Raw genomic sequence first — 16,979 nt, 5'->3', positions numbered from 1 at the left:
GGAAACCGACGGCGGCCCGTTCCGCACCGCGCAGCCGCCGTACGGCCGGCGCCGGGCGGAACCGCCGCGCGCGGCGCGGCCCACGGGCGAGACTGCCCGTACGACAGACGTGCCCGTGGGCACCGGCGACCTCCCGCCGGCCCCGGGAAACCAGCGGACCCGACGGTCCGGCCGAGCGAGTACGGAGATGAGACCGTGACCGACACCAGCACCCCCCGCGCCGACGAGTCCCTGGACGAGGAGGGGACCGAGCCGACCGCGGTGAACGGCGAGACCGAGGAGGCCGACGAGGAGTCGAGCCCCAAGGAGAAGAAGGCCGTCGGCGAGAGCGAACTGTTCCGGCAGAGCGAGATCGCGGCCGACTACGTCGAGGGCCTGCTCGACATCCTCGACTACGACGGCGACATCGACGAGCTGGTCTCCGGCGGCCGTCCCGTCGTCGAGGTGGTGGGCGGCCGGCTGCAGAACCTGGTCGGCCAGCGCGGTGCCACCCTGGAGGCCCTCCAGGAGCTCGCCCGGTTGGCCGTCTTCCGGCAGACCGGCACCCCGAGCCGGCTGCTGCTCGACGTCGGCGGCTACCGGGCGACCCGCCGCAAGGAGCTGGCCGCCGTTGCCAAGAACGCCGTGGAGAAGGTCAAGGAGTACGGCGAGCCCGTACGCCTGGAGCCTATGTCCGCGTTCGAGCGCAAGTGCGTACACGACGTCGTCAACGCGATGAGCGGCGTGGAGAGCGAGTCCGAGGGCGTCGAGCCGAACCGCCGCATCATCGTCCGGCCGGCGGACTGACCGGGTGACCCACGACGACACCACGGCCGGTGCCGTGGACGGCCCGGGTGGCACGCCGCCCGGGCCGTCGCCTGTCCGGCCCGAGCCGCCCGTGAACCCCGACTCCTCCGCGCCCCCGGCCGAGGCTCCGGAGGCCCCGACGCAATCGTCGGCCGACGCTCCTGAGGCCCCGACGCCTTCGGCCGGCGCTTCTGAGGCCACGCCGCCTTCGGCCGACGCTCCCGAGGGCCGGCCGTCCTCGGCCGGCGCTTCTGAGGCCGCGTCGTCGCCGGAGGAGCCGTCGTCCCCGGGCGATGCCTCCGAGGGCGCGGCACCCCCGGCCGTGGCTGCTCAGGAGGCGCCCTCCCCGACCGTGGCGGTGCTGCCGCCGGAGCTGGCCGGCGCCGCCCGCACGCTCTTCGGCGACCGGCTGGACCTGGCGGCCGCGTACGCCGAACTGCTCGCCACCGACGGCGTGGTCCGCGGCCTGATCGGCCCGCGCGAGGCACCCCGGATCTGGGACCGCCACCTGCTCAACTGCGCGGCGGTGGCCGAGCGGATCCCCCAGGGGGCGACGGTCCTCGACGTCGGCTCCGGGGCCGGGCTGCCCGGCCTGGTGCTGGCCATCGCGCGTCCCGACCTGACCGTGACCCTGATCGAGCCGCTCGCCCGCCGCACCTCCTTCCTCATCGAGGCGGTGCAGCACCTGGGCCTGGCGAAGATGGTCCGGGTGTTCCGGGGGCGGGCCGACGAGGCGGCGACCGGCGCGACGGGCCTCGGCCCGTTGAGCGGGGATGTGGTCACGGCGCGCGCTGTCGCGCCGCTGGACCGGCTCTCGACGTGGTGCCTGCCACTGGCCGTCCCCGGCGGTCGGCTGATCGCACTCAAGGGCGCGTCCGCGGCCGACGAGATCGCCGAGCACGCGCAGACAGTCGCCCGGCTCGGCGGCGGTGAGCCCGAGGTGCACCGCTGCGGCGAGGGCGTTATCGATCCGCCGACGACGGTGGTGGAGATCGTGCGGGAGCGGATGGTCGGGCCGGCCCGGCCGAAGGCCCCGAAGAGGTCGCGAGGCGGCCGGTCCCGGCGGCGCTGAGTCCCCTCGGACACCGTGCCGGATGTACGCGGTACCGGCTTCCCGGCCGGCGGTTGCGTCGTTGAACCGGTACGGGTGGACGGAAGGATGAGAACCCGACGTGGACCGGCTGCGCCCGTGAGCCGTAGGCTGGCTGCGCGTCGATAGTGTGGAGCGGGCGGCAACGGACGTTCACCGGTCCCGCCGCTCCCGCCGGGCCGTACGCTCCGCGGTGCGATCGCGTGCGGCCAGTTGACGGGGTGCGGACCGACCATCCGAAGCGGGCAGGGATGACAGGTGCATGACGACGGAAGGCACGACGATCCACGCGTGACCGGGTCAGCGGGCGACCCCGTTTCACGTGAAACCGACTACCCCAACTGGGCGTCCGACGGGGTGTCCCATGGCCCGTCGCTCCGGCCGCCCGGTTGGGACGCGGCCGCCCGGCCGTCCGACGCCGAGGTGGTGGGACCGGAGCACCCGGCGACGCGCGCCGCTCCTGACGTGCCGCGCGCCGGCAACTCGGCCGGTGGCCGGGTGATTCCGATCCGGCGCAACGCCTCGGCCTCGGCCCGCTTCGAGCTTCCCGTGCCGCAGCAGCCGACCCCGGACTCCGTACCGGACGCGACCCCCGAACCCGAACCCGTCACCGACACGACCGCCGTCCCGGGAGCCAGTGCTGCCGAGGCCGCGTACGTTTCACGTGAAACCCCGACGCGCGAAGAGGATGACCCACCGTTGGCTATGGAGGCGATGCGCGCCGTGCAGATCCTTAATCCGAGTGGCGAGGTGACGATGCCTCGGCCGGAACGGACCCGGGTCATGTGCGTCGCGAACCAGAAGGGCGGCGTGGGAAAGACCACGACCACGGTGAACCTTGCGGTGGCACTCGCCCTGCACGGCAACCGGGTGCTGGTGGTCGATCTCGATCCGCAAGGAAACGCCTCCACCGGGCTGAACGTCCCGCACCACACTGGTGTGCCGGACGTCTACGACTGCCTCATCAACAGCGTGCCGCTGGAGGAGGTCGCCCAGGGCGTCGAGGGCATCCCCAACCTCTGGTGCGTACCGGCGACGATCGACCTCGCCGGCGCGGAGATCGAGCTGGTGTCGGTGGTCGCCCGTGAGTCGCGGCTGGCCCGGGCGATCGCCGCCTACCCCGGCCACTTCGACTACGTCTTCATCGACTGCCCGCCCTCGCTCGGCCTGCTGACGGTCAACGCGCTCGTAGCCGCGCAGGAGGTGCTCATCCCGATCCAGTGCGAGTACTACGCGCTGGAGGGGCTGAACCAGCTGATCAACAACATCAACCTGGTCCGCCAGCACCTCAACCCCAAGCTCGACGTCAGCACCATCCTGCTCACCATGTACGACCGGCGAACCCGGCTGGCCGACGCCGTCGAGCAGGACGTACGGAACCACTTCGGCGACAAGGTGCTCCAGGCGGTCATCCCCCGCAACGTCCGCGTCTCGGAGGCACCCAGCTACGGCCAGTCCGTGATGACCTACGATCCGGGGTCGCGGGGGGCGACGAGCTACTTCGAAGCCGCCCAGGAGATCGCCGAGCGTGGCGTCAAGGAGCCGGTGGGCCGGAATGCGTAGTGCGGAACAGTCGCTGGGAGGCGTGGTATGAAGAACCGTCCTCGGGGCGGTCTGGGGCGGGGCCTGGGGGCCCTCATCCCGACCGGGCCGGCGCCGACCGCAGTGGTGGAGCCGACCCCTGCCGTGGAGCCGCCTGCGGCGGCTGAGGCGTCGACCGCCGTCGGCGCCCCGGAGGAGTCGGCGCCCGTCGTGGCGAGCCCGCCTGCGGCTGCGCAGCCCGAGCCGGAGCCTGTACTCAGCCCTGTGCCGGGGGCCCGGTTCGCCGAGATTCCGGTCGACGCGATCGTGCCGAACCCGAAGCAGCCCCGCCAGGTCTTCGACGAGGACGCTCTGGAGGAGCTGAAGACCTCGATCCAGGAGGTCGGCTTCCTCCAGCCGATCGTCGTACGGCAGCTCGACGACGAGAAGTACGAACTCGTCATGGGCGAGCGGCGTTGGCGGGCCGCGCAGGCCGTCGGGCGGGAGAAGATCCCGGCGATCGTCCGGGACACCCAGGACGACGCCATGCTCCGCGACGCGTTGCTGGAGAACATCCATCGGGCGAACCTGAACCCGCTGGAGGAGGCGGCCGCGTACCAGCAACTGCTGGACGAGTTCGGCGCCACCCACGAGGAACTCGCCCGGCGCATCGGGCGGAGCCGGCCGCAGATCTCGAACACCATCCGGCTGCTCAATCTGCCCGCGCAGGTCCAGACCCGGGTCGCCGCGGGCATCCTCTCCGCCGGTCACGCCCGTGCGCTGCTGAGCCTCGACGAGGCCGAGGCGCAGGAGCAGCTCGCACGGCGAATCGTCGCCGAGGGGATCTCGGTCCGCGCGACCGAAGAGATCGTCGCGCTGGCCCTGAGCGACGGTACGACGAAGAAGGAGGCGGCCAAGCGCCGCCCGAAGCCGCACGCCCCCGCCCTCACGGATCTGGCCGACCGGCTCTCCGACCGGTTCGACACCCGCGTGAAGGTCGACATCGGCCGGAGCAAGGGCAAGATCACCATTGAGTTCGCGACGGTCGACGACCTGGAGCGGATCGTCGGCCTCATCGGCGTCGGCCAGGAGGAGGAGCCGGAGGCCTGATCTGGCGGACGCAAGCCGGCTCTACGGGCGGATCCGCATTGGTTGAACGGCAGACATCGCCGGCCGCGTGACCTTCAGGGTCACGCGGCCGTTCTGTGTCGGCCGGGAGCTGAGTTTCACCGTCCCGCGAGCCGCAGCGCTGCTGGCCCGTCGCTCGCGTGGCAACGGATCGCGGAGGGCCGGCGTCGTTTCACGTGAAACCGCGTAGGCGGCGGCCGCTGGTTCAGCCGTCGCCGTCGCCCCGTCGCCGTGGCCGTTTCCCGTGAAACGGCCACGGTTCTGCGGCTTGCGGCCCGGCGGTTGAGAGGGCACCGAAGAGTGCGGGCGAGACCCAAGCGAGCGAACTGGGCAGACGAACATCAAGCGGGGCTCTGCCGAAGGAGATCGTCGAGGCTGCGAGAGCGCGTCGGAGCCCCTCGTGCGGCGTTGGCATCCCGAAGGCCACCCCCTGCGGGTTGGCGGGACCGGTAGCGCTGCGAGGACGTGCATCGGCCCGCCAGGATCGATCCTCAGCCCCGCTGCCGTTGACGCACGCTGCCCGGCCCGCATGTGTCGCATGCGTCCGCTCGGGCCGTCGCCGGGTCGTGGGGATGCCAGTCGCACTCGTGCTGCCGGCAGAGCGCTCCGGAGGATCCGGCGTACGCGTGCCGACACGTAGCATCCCGACGCCTAGCGATGCAGAAGGCGCCCCGTCGCGGTCGTGGCGTCGCCGCTGTCAGCTTCGCTTCCGGCGGGGTCGTGTCAACGGATGCACGACGCTGAGGCGCCACCTTGTCGGCCCGCACCGAACGGGCACCACAGCACCTGCGACACGGTTCACCCTGCCGGGGCGGGACAGGTCGGGGACGTCCCGCGATGAGCGGGCCCGTTGCGGCCACATGTTCAGGACCGCGACAGTCGAAGCGCGATGGACGGCCACCGGTCGAAGGCCGGAGGCGTCGGGAGTGGAGGCGTCGGACTCGGAGGCGCTGGGGTTCAAGGGCAGCGAACTCGCAGGCGGTGGATTCGAGGGCGACGGATTGGGTGGCACCGGCTTCGAGGACGGCGAACTCGTAGGCGGCGGATTCGTAGGCGGCGCCCCTGGAAGGCACCGAGGGGCGATCACGGATCTCAAGCTCGATCGGTGCTCGGGAGTGGCGACGACGATGACGGCCCGGTGCTCACGTGAGCGGCGAGGACCCGGGTGAGACGACGGCGAGGATGGAGCGATGGCGGGTGCAGCCGACGTACAACGGCGTGCTCTGGTTTCACGTGGAACCGGACGGCTGCCCTCGGACCGAATCGGAGCCTTCGGACCCGAAGTTATCCACAGCGGTTATCCACAGGCTGCCCTGTTTCACGTGAAACCCCGTGTGGAACAGGGTGACAGCCTGTGGACGACGGTATGTGTCCGGCGTCTCATCAGCCTGTGGATGCCTGTGTGCGCCTGTGGATAACTTCGCTCCGCGCTGCGACCTCGGGACCGGAGCGGCATCGCTCCGTGGCGCTTTCGGGTAGGGACAGCGGTGCCGGAACCGGTTAGTGTCAGCGTCGTGCACGACACCCCTCCCTCCGTTCCGGACTTCACCCAGTGGCCGTCCTTCCCCTTCGAGGGCGACCTTCGTGTCAAGCAACTCAATGATCCGGTCCCGGTCGAGCCGCCGCGCAGGGGCGAGGGACTTCGGGAATGCACCGCCTGCAACGCCCCGGACGATGCCTACATCTGGGTGGGCGAGCGATGGCGGGTACGCGCCATGGACCGTCCCACCGGGCTGCCGATGGTGCTGATCCTCGAATCCCGCTCGCATCTGGATCTCGGCGACCTGCCGAACCTGCTCGCCGCCGAACTGGGGGTGATGACCGTACGGCTGGAGCGGGCCATCCGGTCCCTCGACGGGGTGGCCCGGGTGCACGTCAACCGCTGGGGCGACGGCTCCGCGCACCTGCACATGTGGTTCCTCGCCCGGCCCTACGGCCAGCTCCAGCTGCGGGGGACCTTCCTCTCCCTGTGGGATTCGATCCTGCCGCCCATCTCGGAGTCGCAATGGCGAGAGAACCTCGCCATGGTGGCGGCCTGGCTGGCGGAGTTCGGCGGGCGCCCCCTGGCCGAGCCGCCGCGCATCCAGTGGCAGGCGCCCTCCAGCTTCACCGGGCAGTCCCCGGTCGAGGACGAGCCGACGGAGGGCGAGCCGGTGTCCGTGATCGAGTCCGCCGAGGAGGCCCCGCCAGCAGAGGAACCGGGAGACGAGGCGTCCGCCGCGGAAGCCCGGGAGCCGCGCGTCTAGGGCGTGTCCGTCCTGCCCATCCCTCGCACGGACGCTCGGCGGCTCCGAAGGGGATGCCCGGCGAGACCGGTCCCGCGACGTCCTCGATCGGCAGCCGGCTCACGTGCCCGACCGGTGGCCCCACCACCGACCGGACGAGATCCCGGACAGAGCCGGGCCGGTCAGGGGCGCCGGGTCGCCGCGCGGGCCACCAGGGTTCCGAGCATCCTGCCGAAGTCCAGGCCGGCAGCCTGGACCGCGAGCGGCAGCAACGAGGTCTCGGTCATTCCCGGCGAGACGTTGACCTCCAGCACGTGCGGCTGCCCTGCCGAGTCCACGATCAGGTCGACGCGGCTGAGGTCGCGCAGGCCCAGTGCGGTGTGCGCGGCCAGCGCGACGTCGGCCACCGCGCCGGCCACCTCCGGTGCCAGCCGTGCGGGAGTGTGCCAGGTCGTCCGGCCGGCGGTGTAGCGGGCCGCGTAGTCGTACACCCCGTTGCGGGGCACGATCTCCACCGCCGGCAGGGCGCGCGGCCCGTCGCCCAGGTCGACCACGGAGACCGCCACGTCCATGCCGGGCACGTACCGCTCGACCAGCGCCGTCGAGTCGTACGCGAAGCAGCCGACCATCGCGGCCGGTAGGGACGCGGCGTCCCGGACCACGGCGGCGCCCAGCCCCGAACCGCCCTGCGTGGGCTTCACCATGAGCGGCAGCCCCAGCCGCTCGACGATCCGGTCCAGCACCGCCACGGCACCCAGCTCGGAGAACCGGTCGTGCGGCAGGGCGACCCAGTCGGGGGTCGGGATGCCCGCCTCACGGAGCACCGCCTTGGCCGACGGCTTGTCCCACGCCAGCCGCGACGCGCGGGCGTCGCACCCCACGTACGGGATGCCGCAGAGGTCCAGCACGCCGCGCAGCGACCCGTCCTCGCCGGTGGCGCCGTGCAGGGCGATCACGACGGCGTCCGGCGGGTCGGCGTCCAGGGCCGGCAGCAGCGCCACGTCGGCGTCCCGCATCTCGGCGTCCATGCCGACGGCCCGAAGTGCGTCCAGCACCCGGCGCCCGGACCGCAGCGAGACGTCACGCTCGTAGGAGAGCCCGCCGGCGAGCACCAGCACCCGCAGGTCGGCGGTGGCGGCGGGGTCGGTCACGAGGGAACGCTCGGCAGCGGTGGGAACCATGCCGGAATCATGCCAAGTCGGGTCCCGGCGTGTCCGAGCCGGCCTGCCCGCGTCGCGCCCCGGGACGGCCGACCGCGCCGAAGACCCGCCGCATGGCGATGTCCTGCTCCATCACGCCGGCCAGTCGGCGTACGCCTTCGCGGATCCGTTCCGGCGAGGGGAACGAGAAGTTGAGCCGCATGTTGCCGGTGCCGGTGCCGTCGGCGTAGAAGCCGGTGCCCGGCACGTACGCCACCCGGGCGGCGATGGCCCGGGGCATCATCGCCTTGGAGTCGAGACCGTCGGGCAGGGTCGCCCAGACGAAGAGGCCGCCGGCCGGCGTCGTCCAGGTCGTGCCGGCGGGCATCAGGTCGTCCAACGCGGTGAGCATCGCATCGCGTCGTTCCCGGTAGACCTCGCGGTAGACCTTGAGCTGTTCCCGCCAGGGCATGGTGCCGAGGTAGGTGGAGACGGCCGCCTGCGCGTAGCCGCTCGGGCAGAGGATCTGCGCCTCGCTGGCGATGACCAGCTTGTCGCGGACGGCGTGCGGCGCGAGGATCCAGCCGACCCGCAGGCCGGGAGCGAAGGTCTTGGAGAAGGTACTGAGGTAGAAGACCCCGTCACGGCGCCGCGCGCGCAGCGGCGCGGGCGCGTCCCCGGCGAAACCCAGCTGACCGTACGGGTCGTCCTCGACCACGAGCAGGCCGGCGCGCTCGCAGATGTCGAGCACCCGCTCGCGCCGTTCCTCGGTCAGCGTCACGCCGGTCGGGTTCTGGTAGGTCGGGATGGTGTAGAGGAACTTGACCCGCCGGCCGGCGCGCGCCTGCTCGGCGATGGCCGCCTCCAGCGCCTCCGGGACCAGCCCGTCGTCGTCCATCGGCACGTGCACGACCTGCGCCTGGGCGGCCTGGAACACGCCGAGCGCGCCGACGTAGGTCGGGCCCTCGGCGAGCACCACGTCCCCGGGGTCGAGGAAGAGCCGGGCCACCAGGTCGAGGGCCTGCTGACCGCCCACGGTGACCACCACGTCGTCCGGGGAGGCGCCGCACGCGGCGTCGATGCCGGAGAGCGCCATCACCTCGCAGATCCGTTCGCGCAGCTCCAGGGTGCCCTGGCCGATGCCGTACTGGAGGGTGGTGGCGCCGTGCTCGGCACCGAGCCGGCCGAGCATCTCGCCGACCGCGTCGAGCGGCAGCGCCGCGATGTAGGGGGCGCCGCCGGCGAGCGAGACCACCTCCGGGCGACTGGCCACCGCGAAGAGCGCGCGGATCTCCGAGGCGGTCATGCCCCGCACGCGACGGGCGTACCGGTCGGTGTAGTCGTCGAGCGTCGTGCCGGTCATGACATCACCTCGATGGCTGCTCGGGTGGCTCCCACCCCGGCGTACCCGGGACACCGACGACCATGGCGACGCGGGACGCCGGGTGTCGATCCTAGTCGCCGCCTCCCAGGATGCCACCGTGACGGCGGTCGGCGTCCACATCGCGGACCCGGCGGGCGCCCCGACCGGAGGGGCATTCGCGCGTCCCCTCCCGCCGCGTCCGTTTGCGGCGTACGATCGCTCGTCGGGGGCAGGAAAAGCGGCGTCGTCGTTCCGTGCCGGTCTCACCTCCGAGCCTAATGTGGGGATGCACCAATGTCGCGACGTCTGGTCAGCTTGACCCTGGACACCCTGGAGGACCTGCCCCGTCCGTGCCGGCAGTGCGTCTACTGGGAGCTTGATCCGGTCTCGGCGGACCGGGCCTGCGCGGCAGGCGACCCGGGGCTGGAGAAGGAGGCCTGGGTCTCGCAGACCCTGCTGGAGTGGGGCTCCTGCGGCAAGCTCGTCTACGTCGACGGCATGCCGGCCGGGTTCGTCCTCTACGCCCCGCCGGCCTACGTGCCGCGCTCGATGGCCTTCCCCACCTCCCCGGTCTCCGCCGACGCCGCGCTGCTGATGACGGCCAACGTGGTGCCCGCCTTCGCCGGTGGCGGGCTGGGCCGGATGTTGGTCCAGGGCGTCGCCCGGGACCTCACCAAGCGCGGCATCAAGGCGATCGAGGCGTTCGGCGACGCCAAGTTCGGCGACGCGGCCGACCCCGCCGGCGCCTGCGTCGCCCCGGCCGACTTCTTCCTCTCCGTGGGCTTCAAGACCGTCCGCCCGCACCCGCGCTACCCCCGGCTGCGATTGGAGCTGCGTACGGCGCTGAGCTGGAAGTCCGACGTCGAGTACGCGCTGGAGAAGCTGCTCGGCTCGATGAGCCCCGAGACGCTGCTCCGCCCCGTCCGCCCGGCCCCGGCGACCCGCTCCACCGCCGGCTGACCCCGCAACGGGCGGCGGCGGGCTCAGTCCACCACCGTGCCGGCGGCCACCACCGCCCGCAGCTCGCTCACGTCGATCGAGCCGGTGGGGACGTCCCGCTCGACGGGGATGTACATCCGCTGCACGGCGGCGACGATGGCCTCCGCCACCCGGTCCCGGAACCGGGGGTCGACCAGTCGGCTCCGGTCGGCGGGCGAGGTGAGGTAGCCGACCTCGACGCGTACGGCCGGCATCCGGGTCAGCCGGAGCAGGTCCCACGCCTTCGCGTGCGTACGGCAGTCGCGCAGCCCGGTGCGGGCGACGATCTCGCGCTGCACCAGCCCGGCCAGCCGCTCCCCGGTCGCCGAGGTCACCCCGTTGTCGGTGCCGTAGTGGTAGGTCGCCACCCCCTCGGCCTCCGGGTTGGCGTGCCCGTCGACGTGCAGCGAGATGAACACGTCTGCGCCGAGGGAGTTGGCCAGCTCCGCGCGGTCGACGTCCGGCAGGCACTCCTCCGGGGCCGGCCCGCGGGTGAGCTGTACGCGGACGCCGGAGGCGGCGAGCCTGCCCTCCAACCGGCTGGCAAGGTCGTGCACGAGATCCGCCTCGGTCCACCGCAGCGACCCGTCCGGCACCAGCACGCCGGGGTCGGTGCCCCCGTGCCCGGGGTCGATGACGACGGTCCGTCCCACCAGCGTCGGGCCGGACTGCCGGATGGCGTCGGACTCGCGGAGCCACTGCGGGCGCCCGCCGACGACCTTGCGGCCGAGCCGGCGCAACGCGTTCATGGTGTGCGGGCCGCACGAGCCGTCGGGCGTCAGCCCGACCTCCCGCTGGAACTGGGCGACCGCCCGGGAGGTCCGTACGCCGTAGATGGCGTCCGCGCGCCCTACGTCGTACCCCATCTCCAGCAGCCGTTCCTGGAGCGAGCGGACGTCCTCGCCGGTGAGCGGCTCCGGTACGGCGTGGTAGAGGGTGCGGGCGCCCAGCCGCCAGCGGGCGGCGTCCAGGGCCCGCCAGGTCTCGGCGCCGACGCGGCCGTCCACGCTGAGCCCCCGGGACTGCTGGAAGGCCCGCACGGCGCGTTCGGTGTGCGTGTCGAACTCGTCGGCGTCAGGTGCCGTCGGGGTGAGAAGGTCGAGGCCGGTGAGCACCGTACGGATCTCCGTCACCGCGGGTCCACGGTCACCGGGTCGGATCGGACGCACGCACGACCCCCTCTGCACGGACGGTTGCTGGCCGGGCGGCCCCGGGTTGAGGTTATGCGCTCCGGGGGCTCCGGGGCCCCACGTCGGGAAAAACGCGTCGACCCCGTGCCCGGCGGACCGGGTACGGGGTCGACGCGTGTCGGTGCTGCTCAGAGCGCCGATTCGATGAGCTTGACGAGCTCGCCCTTCGGCTTGGCGCCGGCGATCGACTGCACCGGCTCGCCGTTCTTGAAGACGGTGAGGGTCGGGACCGACATCACCCGGTAGGCGCGGGCGGTCTCCGGGTTCTCGTCGATGTTGAGCTTGACGATGGTGACCTGGTCGCCCATCTCGCCGGCGATCTCCTCCAGCAGCGGCGACACCTTGCGGCACGGGCCGCACCACTCGGCCCAGAAGTCCACCAGAACCGGCTTGTCGGACTTCAGCACGTCGACGGCGAAACTCGCGTCGGTGACCGACTTCGTTGCTCCCACTATGACCCTCCTCCGGAATGTGTTTCGGTTGTTCAGCCCTGCAACGTGGCGATGAAGCGCTCGGCGTCCAGCGCGGCGGCACAGCCCGTGCCGGCGGCGGTGATCGCCTGCCGGTAGGTGTGGTCCACCAGGTCGCCGGCGGCGAAGACGCCGGGCACGCTGGTGCGGGTGCTGGGCGCCTCGACCTTCACGTAGCCCTCGTCGTCCATCTCCACCTGGCCCCGGAACAGCTCGCTGCGCGGGTCGTGGCCGATGGCCACGAAGACGCCGGTGACGTCGAGGACCTTGGACTCGCCGGTGTGCGTGTTGCGTACCCGCACCCCGCTGACCTTGCCGTCGTCGCCGAGGATCTCCTCGACCACGGTGTTCCACTCGACCTTGATCTTGTCGTTGCTCAGTGCCCGCTCGGCCATGATCTTGCTGGCCCGGAAGGAGTCCCGGCGGTGGAGGATGGTGACCGAGTCGGCGAACCGGGTGAGGAAGCTCGCCTCCTCCATCGCCGAGTCACCGCCACCGACGACCACGATGTGCTGGTTGCGGAAGAAGAAGCCGTCGCAGGTCGCGCAGGACGAGACGCCGTGGCCCAGGTACTCCTGCTCGCCGGGCACGCCGAGCGGACGCCACGCGGAGCCGGTGGCGAGGATGACCGCCCTGGCCCGGTACGCGGTCTGGCCCACCCACACGGTGCTCACGGCGTCGGAGCCCACGCTGCCGGTGTCCTTCAGCTCGACCCGCGTCACGTCGTCGGTGAGGAACTCCGCGCCGAACCGCTCGGCCTGCTTGCGCATGTTGTCCATCAGCTCGGGGCCGAGGATGCCGTCGGCGAAGCCGGGGAAGTTCTCCACCTCGGTCGTCGTCATCAGCGCACCGCCGGACTGCACGCCCTCGATGATGAGCGGTTTGAGGTTGGCGCGCGCCGCGTAGACCGCCGCCGTGTAACCGGCCGGCCCGGAGCCGATGATGATCAGGTTGCGGACCTCGTCCACTGCCGTCTCCCGATTCGTGTTGTTCGTCATCGGCGCGCACCGATGCCGATCCGATGCCGACGCCCCCCGGTGCCGGCACTTCGATGTGCAGAACGTCATCGTACGAACCGGGGATTCCCGAGCCGGTCATCCGGTGGGTCAGGTCACGTGGACGGTCAAACGTCCGGTGGCCGCGAATTCACCCTACCCGCGTGCGGTAGCGGCTGTCCGAGCCGGACCCGGGGACCCCGCATTCCGGGCCGCTGGCCCAGGCCCAGCCCGCCCCCGTGGCGTCGGTGAAGCGCACGATCAGCGCCGGGCGCCCCTGGAAACGGGCGTAGTCGACCACGTCGACCACCAGCGGACCGTTGCCGTGCTCGGCCTTGATCGCGCCGATGCAGGCGCCCAGCGCGGCGGGGTCGGTGAGCCGCTCGAGGCCGAGGGCGGAACTGGGCAGCCGCCCGCCCTCCGCCTGGACGCCGGGCTGCTCCCCGGGCGGTCCGCCGGTGAACGGCCGTGCCTTCGGCGACGACGGGAAGGCGGCCAGCGACTCCGGCGTGTAGTCCGTGCCGCTGCGTACCGACGGCTCGCCGGAGATTCGGAACGGCGTGGCGGTGGCCGGGCCGGCTGCCTCCTCGCGGTGGGCGGAGCCGGGCAACGCCGTGTCCGCGGCACCGCCGGTCTGCTGACCCCTGGTGAACTGGTTGACGCCGAGGCCGACCGCCGCGATCGACACCGCGGCCAGCGCGACAGGCCCCGCCAGCCGGCCCCAGCGGCGCCTCCGTCGGCCGGGCCCGGTGGCCCCGCCGCGACCCGGTTCGGAGCGGGGTACGCCCGCCGGACGCCTGCCGGAACCGCCGAGCGGCTGCGTGGGCACCGCGCCGGCGCCGATCCTGACCCCCGGCTGCGCCCCGGCGTGTTCTGCTCCCGCGCCGCCAGCCGAAGGACCCGGCTCGACGTCGTCAGACCCCGAAGAACCGGGCCCCGCAAGGACCGGCTCGGAGTCGCTGCCCGGCCCGTAGGACGCGGCGCCGGTGGCGGTGGCGTGGGCCAGCACGGCGGCGATCCGGTCGGCGACGTCAGCCGGCATCTCGGGTGCGGCGGTGCCCCAGGCGGCCAGGTCCGCCCGGACGTCCGCCACGGCGGGGGCCAGCAGCGCGTACGCCTGCGCCCAGCCGGCGTCCTCGTCGACCAGGCGGGCGACGAGTTCCTCCTCCGGGGTGCCGTCCAGCGCCCCGCCGAGGTAGTCGGCGAGCAGGTCGTGGTCGACCTCCCTGAACCCCCCGGCCGTCACGCGTCCTCCTGGTGGGCATCCCGCCGGGGCCGTCCCGACCCCGATCGGACGCCCTCGGACGACTGCGGGTTCCCTCGGGTGACGGCCGGCACGTTCGGACCCGCCGTCGGGGCCGGCTCGGCCCGCTGCGGGGTGGACCGCTCCTCGGCCCGCTGCGGGGCGGGGCGGGGGCGCAGGTGGCCGAGCTGCGTCGCCAGGCGGGCCCGTCCCCGGGCGCAGCGGCTCTTGACCGTGCCCTCGGCCACGCCGAGGATCCGGGCCACCTCGGCGACGGGATAGCCCTGCACGTCGACCAGGATCAGCGCCGCCCGCTGCTCGGCCGGCAGTTCGGCGAGCGCCTGCCGGACCACGAGCGCCGTGTCGTGGTCCTGCGCGGGTGCCGCCGGCTCGACGCCCCCGGTGCCGGAGTCGGTGTCGCGGACCCCGTCCGGCAGCGGCACCGTGGGGTGCGCCTGGCGGCGGCGGATCCGGTCCAGACAGGCGTTCACCACGATCCGGTGCAGCCAGGTGGTGACCGCCGAGTCGCCCCGGAACCGGCCGGCCGCCCGGTGGGCGGACAGCAGGGCGTCCTGGAGTGCGTCGGCGGCCTCCTCGCGGTCGCCGAGCGTACGCAGGGCCACCGCCCAGAGCCGGTCGCGGTGCCGGTGGAAGAGCTCGGCGAAGGCGTGCGGGTCGCCGGCAACGTGGGCGTGCAGGAGATCGAGGTCGGCAGCCCCGGCCGGCGGCGCCGACGACGAGACCGGTGGACCCACCGGTCCACCGGTCGCTCGTTCCCCGCGTACGCCCATCACCACGTCCGGCGGATGCGGTGCCCGGAGCGCGGTGGCCGACTCACGATCCCTGGACCGTGATCTCCTGGACGCCGAGCTTGTAGCCGCCGTCGCTCGACGGCAGCTCGGTGATCCAGAACAGCAGGTAGCGGTACTTCTGGTCGGCGTTGAAGCCGTTGAAGGTCATCTTGGTGCCCTCGTGCTCCTCGAACGGCTGGCCGATCGCGGTCTTCTTGTAGTCCGCGAAGAGCTGCGCGTCCCCGGAGGACGACGACGGCCGGTCGGTGGTGCCGGCGTAGAGCTGGGCGGAGGCGCCCCGGGCGGACAGGAGGACCTGGACGGACTTGACGGTGTGCTCGCCGCCGAGGTCGATCCAGACGCCCATGCCCTTCTTGAGGTTGCCGAAGTTGGCCCGCCCCCGGTAGGTCTGGGTCTCCCAGCCCTCGTCCTCGTTGCCGTCGAAGACCCTGTCGGCGTTGCGGACCTCGGTCCGGTCGCCCTCCGGGTCGATGATCCGGGCGGCGCTGATCTTCAGCGGCCCGGCCGTGACGGCGGCCGGGGTCGCATCGTCGCCGGGCGCGCTCGACGAGGGCGCGGCGACCGGGTTCGTCTGGGGGTCGTCGTCACCGCCGCGCAGGGTGGTGATGCCGATCAGTAGGCCGACGAGGGCGACCGCCAGCAGGCCGGCGATGCCGATCGCGACCTTGCGCCCGCCGGCGGCGGCCAGCGGCGACGGCTCCTCGCCGGTGTCGGCCGTGAAGCGCAGCGGGCCGGCGTTGTCGAGGAACTGCTCGTCGGCCGGCACGTCCAGCCGGGCCAGCTCGGCCGCGAGAACGTCCGACGAGGGCGGCTCGATCTCGGCGTCGAGCAGGTCCATGGTGAGGTCGTCGAGGTACGCCGGCACGCCCGCCCGGACCTGCCGGGGCGCGGCGAGCGCACCCCCCGCGTCGCGTACGGCGTCGGGGATGGCGGCCCGGCCGTGGCCGGCGGTGGCGCCCCGCAGCGGGGCCTCAGCGTGCGGCCAGTGCCCGGTCAGGGCGAAGTAGAGGACCCCGCCGATCGCCCGGACGTCGCTTTGCTGGCTGTCGGCGCCGTCGGTGCGCGCGTCGGCCAGCACCACCCGGCCGTCGTCGCTGATCATCACCGTGCCGGGGTGGACGTTGCCGTGCACCATGCCGGTGGCGTGCACCGCGGCGAGGGCGCTGGCGACCGCGTTGCCGATGGTGGTGGCGCGCGCCGGGTCCAGCGGGCCGTCGACGACCAGTTCGCGCAGCGACTGCCCGTCGACCCACTCCCGCACCACGTACGCCCGCTCGGCCTCGTCGATCGCGTCGTAGACGCCGACCAGGTTGGGGTGGATGACGCGGCTGGCCGCGACGGCGCCCTGGAGCATCTCGGTGGCCGAGTCGCCACCCGGGTAGCGCAGCACGACCGCGACGGGACGGCGCAGGATGACGTCGACCCCGCGCCAGACCAGCCGACCCGCGCTGTCGTTGTTGATGTGCTCGACCAACTCGTAACGCTCGGCGAGGATCTCACCGGCCGTGGGAGCACCGAAGGTCATGACCTGAGGAGCGCTCTCCTCCGCCTCCTGACCTTCGCCGACCTGGGTCACCCGTCCTCCCTCGGTGATCGTGTCGATCGATGGACCCGCGCTGCTGGGCATGTGGCTTCCCGCTCTGCCTTCGAAGGAACCGGTCGACCGGTGTCGACGCGGAGCGTCGGCGCCTGCCGTACCCGTCGAGAGCGACCTTACCCGGGTTGGCCGTCTCCCCGACATGTCATCTTCGCGCCGCTCCCGGGCTGTGCTGCCGGCAGGCGGCCGGCTTGTCCGGTTGCGCCCGTTGTCGGCCACGTTGCTGGCACATGTACTGGCCAATCTAGAGGTTGACCGCAAGCACCCGCAGAGAGGGGGCCGGCCGGTGCGGCGATCGCGCCGACGCCGCCGGGTTCCCCCCCGACCGGCCCGTCATGCTCATCCGTACGGTTGGTTATCCACAGGCCGATCCGGTGGCTGAGCGGTGAATCGCGGAGTTATCCACAGGCGCATCCCCAGGCTGGTGATCCTCGTTCACAGA

At 72.7% G+C, this 16,979-nt stretch carries 14 protein-coding genes; 6 read left to right on the top strand and 8 right to left on the bottom strand.

From position 1 onward, the window contains the following. Window positions 1-195 precede the first annotated feature (195 nt). The 5 genes from CLT72_RS22370 (at window position 196) to CLT72_RS22350 (ending at window position 6,771) form a co-directional block, all read left to right on the top strand. Window positions 196-786 (top strand): Jag family protein, encoded by a 591-nt coding sequence (locus CLT72_RS22370; protein ID WP_101413452.1) that lies wholly within the window; start codon window positions 196-198, stop codon window positions 784-786. 322 nt (window positions 787-1,108) lie between these two features. Further along, window positions 1,109-1,858: a 16S rRNA (guanine(527)-N(7))-methyltransferase RsmG gene (rsmG, locus tag CLT72_RS22365; RefSeq protein ID WP_486484308.1), complete on the top strand. Its 750-nt coding sequence runs from the start codon at window positions 1,109-1,111 to the stop codon at window positions 1,856-1,858. Window positions 1,859-2,134: 276 nt separating this feature from the next. Then, a complete protein-coding gene (locus CLT72_RS32990; protein WP_101413450.1) occupies window positions 2,135-3,439 on the top strand; it encodes a ParA family protein in 1,305 nt (434 codons plus the stop codon). Window positions 3,440-3,466: 27 nt separating this feature from the next. Further along, a complete protein-coding gene (locus CLT72_RS22355; protein WP_101413449.1) occupies window positions 3,467-4,507 on the top strand; it encodes a ParB/RepB/Spo0J family partition protein in 1,041 nt (346 codons plus the stop codon). A gap of 1,532 nt (window positions 4,508-6,039) precedes the next feature. Next, on the top strand, window positions 6,040-6,771 hold the full coding sequence (locus CLT72_RS22350) for a hypothetical protein (RefSeq protein ID WP_101413448.1): 732 nt from the start codon (window positions 6,040-6,042) through the stop codon (window positions 6,769-6,771). A 161-nt stretch (window positions 6,772-6,932) separates the two neighbouring features. Here the strand turns inward: CLT72_RS22350 and CLT72_RS22345 are convergent, their stop codons facing one another. Together CLT72_RS22345 and CLT72_RS22340 are read right to left on the bottom strand one after the other, a co-directional pair. Then, window positions 6,933-7,931: a D-alanine--D-alanine ligase family protein gene (locus tag CLT72_RS22345; RefSeq protein WP_101413447.1), complete on the bottom strand. Its 999-nt coding sequence runs from the start codon at window positions 7,929-7,931 to the stop codon at window positions 6,933-6,935. Window positions 7,932-7,938: 7 nt separating this feature from the next. Next, window positions 7,939-9,252, bottom strand: coding sequence for an aminotransferase-like domain-containing protein (locus CLT72_RS22340; RefSeq protein WP_101413446.1), 1,314 nt, complete (start codon window positions 9,250-9,252; stop codon window positions 7,939-7,941). A gap of 294 nt (window positions 9,253-9,546) precedes the next feature. Here CLT72_RS22340 and CLT72_RS22335 point away from each other — a divergent pair, with 294 nt between their 5' ends. Continuing rightward, window positions 9,547-10,212, top strand: coding sequence for a GNAT family N-acetyltransferase (locus CLT72_RS22335; protein WP_101413445.1), 666 nt, complete (start codon window positions 9,547-9,549; stop codon window positions 10,210-10,212). A 23-nt stretch (window positions 10,213-10,235) separates the two neighbouring features. Here the strand turns inward: CLT72_RS22335 and CLT72_RS22330 are convergent, their stop codons facing one another. The 6 genes from CLT72_RS22330 to CLT72_RS22305 form a co-directional block, all read right to left on the bottom strand. Continuing rightward, the gene (locus CLT72_RS22330; protein ID WP_101413444.1) at window positions 10,236-11,399 is read right to left on the bottom strand and encodes an N-acetylmuramoyl-L-alanine amidase; all 1,164 of its coding nucleotides are present in this window, start codon (window positions 11,397-11,399) and stop codon (window positions 10,236-10,238) included. Window positions 11,400-11,548: 149 nt separating this feature from the next. After that, window positions 11,549-11,872, bottom strand: a complete 324-nt coding sequence (trxA, locus tag CLT72_RS22325; protein ID WP_089002804.1) for a thioredoxin — start codon at window positions 11,870-11,872, stop codon at window positions 11,549-11,551. A gap of 32 nt (window positions 11,873-11,904) precedes the next feature. Next, window positions 11,905-12,858, bottom strand: a complete 954-nt coding sequence (gene trxB, locus CLT72_RS22320; RefSeq protein ID WP_101413443.1) for a thioredoxin-disulfide reductase — start codon at window positions 12,856-12,858, stop codon at window positions 11,905-11,907. 178 nt (window positions 12,859-13,036) lie between these two features. After that, on the bottom strand, window positions 13,037-14,131 hold the full coding sequence (locus CLT72_RS22315; protein ID WP_101413442.1) for a hypothetical protein: 1,095 nt from the start codon (window positions 14,129-14,131) through the stop codon (window positions 13,037-13,039). Continuing rightward, entirely contained in the window at window positions 14,128-14,919 is a 792-nt protein-coding gene (gene sigM, locus CLT72_RS22310; RefSeq protein ID WP_101413441.1) for an RNA polymerase sigma factor SigM, read from the bottom strand. Before sigM ends, CLT72_RS22315 begins: the two co-directional genes overlap by 4 nt. A 43-nt stretch (window positions 14,920-14,962) precedes the next feature. Beyond that, on the bottom strand, window positions 14,963-16,567 hold the full coding sequence (locus tag CLT72_RS22305) for a protein kinase family protein (protein ID WP_101413440.1): 1,605 nt from the start codon (window positions 16,565-16,567) through the stop codon (window positions 14,963-14,965). Window positions 16,568-16,979: the final 412 nt, after the last annotated feature.

It is taken from the genome of Micromonospora sp. CNZ309, assembly GCF_002846525.1.
The sequence above is the reverse complement of the archived record's forward strand: the minus strand, read 5'-3'. Positions and strand labels throughout refer to the sequence as shown.

Excerpts from the sequence above, each read along its gene's own strand:
- CLT72_RS22335 (WP_101413445.1), top strand. The coding sequence starts at position 9,547 with ATGTCGCGACGTCTGGTCAGCTTGACCCTGGACACCCTGGAGGACCTG.
- sigM (WP_101413441.1), bottom strand. The coding sequence starts at position 14,919 with ATGGGCGTACGCGGGGAACGAGCGACCGGTGGACCGGTGGGTCCACCG.
- CLT72_RS22345 (WP_101413447.1), bottom strand. The coding sequence starts at position 7,931 with ATGGTTCCCACCGCTGCCGAGCGTTCCCTCGTGACCGACCCCGCCGCC.
- CLT72_RS22305 (WP_101413440.1), bottom strand. The coding sequence starts at position 16,567 with ATGCCCAGCAGCGCGGGTCCATCGATCGACACGATCACCGAGGGAGGA.
- CLT72_RS22340 (WP_101413446.1), bottom strand. The coding sequence starts at position 9,252 with ATGACCGGCACGACGCTCGACGACTACACCGACCGGTACGCCCGTCGC.
- CLT72_RS22355 (WP_101413449.1), top strand. The coding sequence starts at position 3,467 with ATGAAGAACCGTCCTCGGGGCGGTCTGGGGCGGGGCCTGGGGGCCCTC.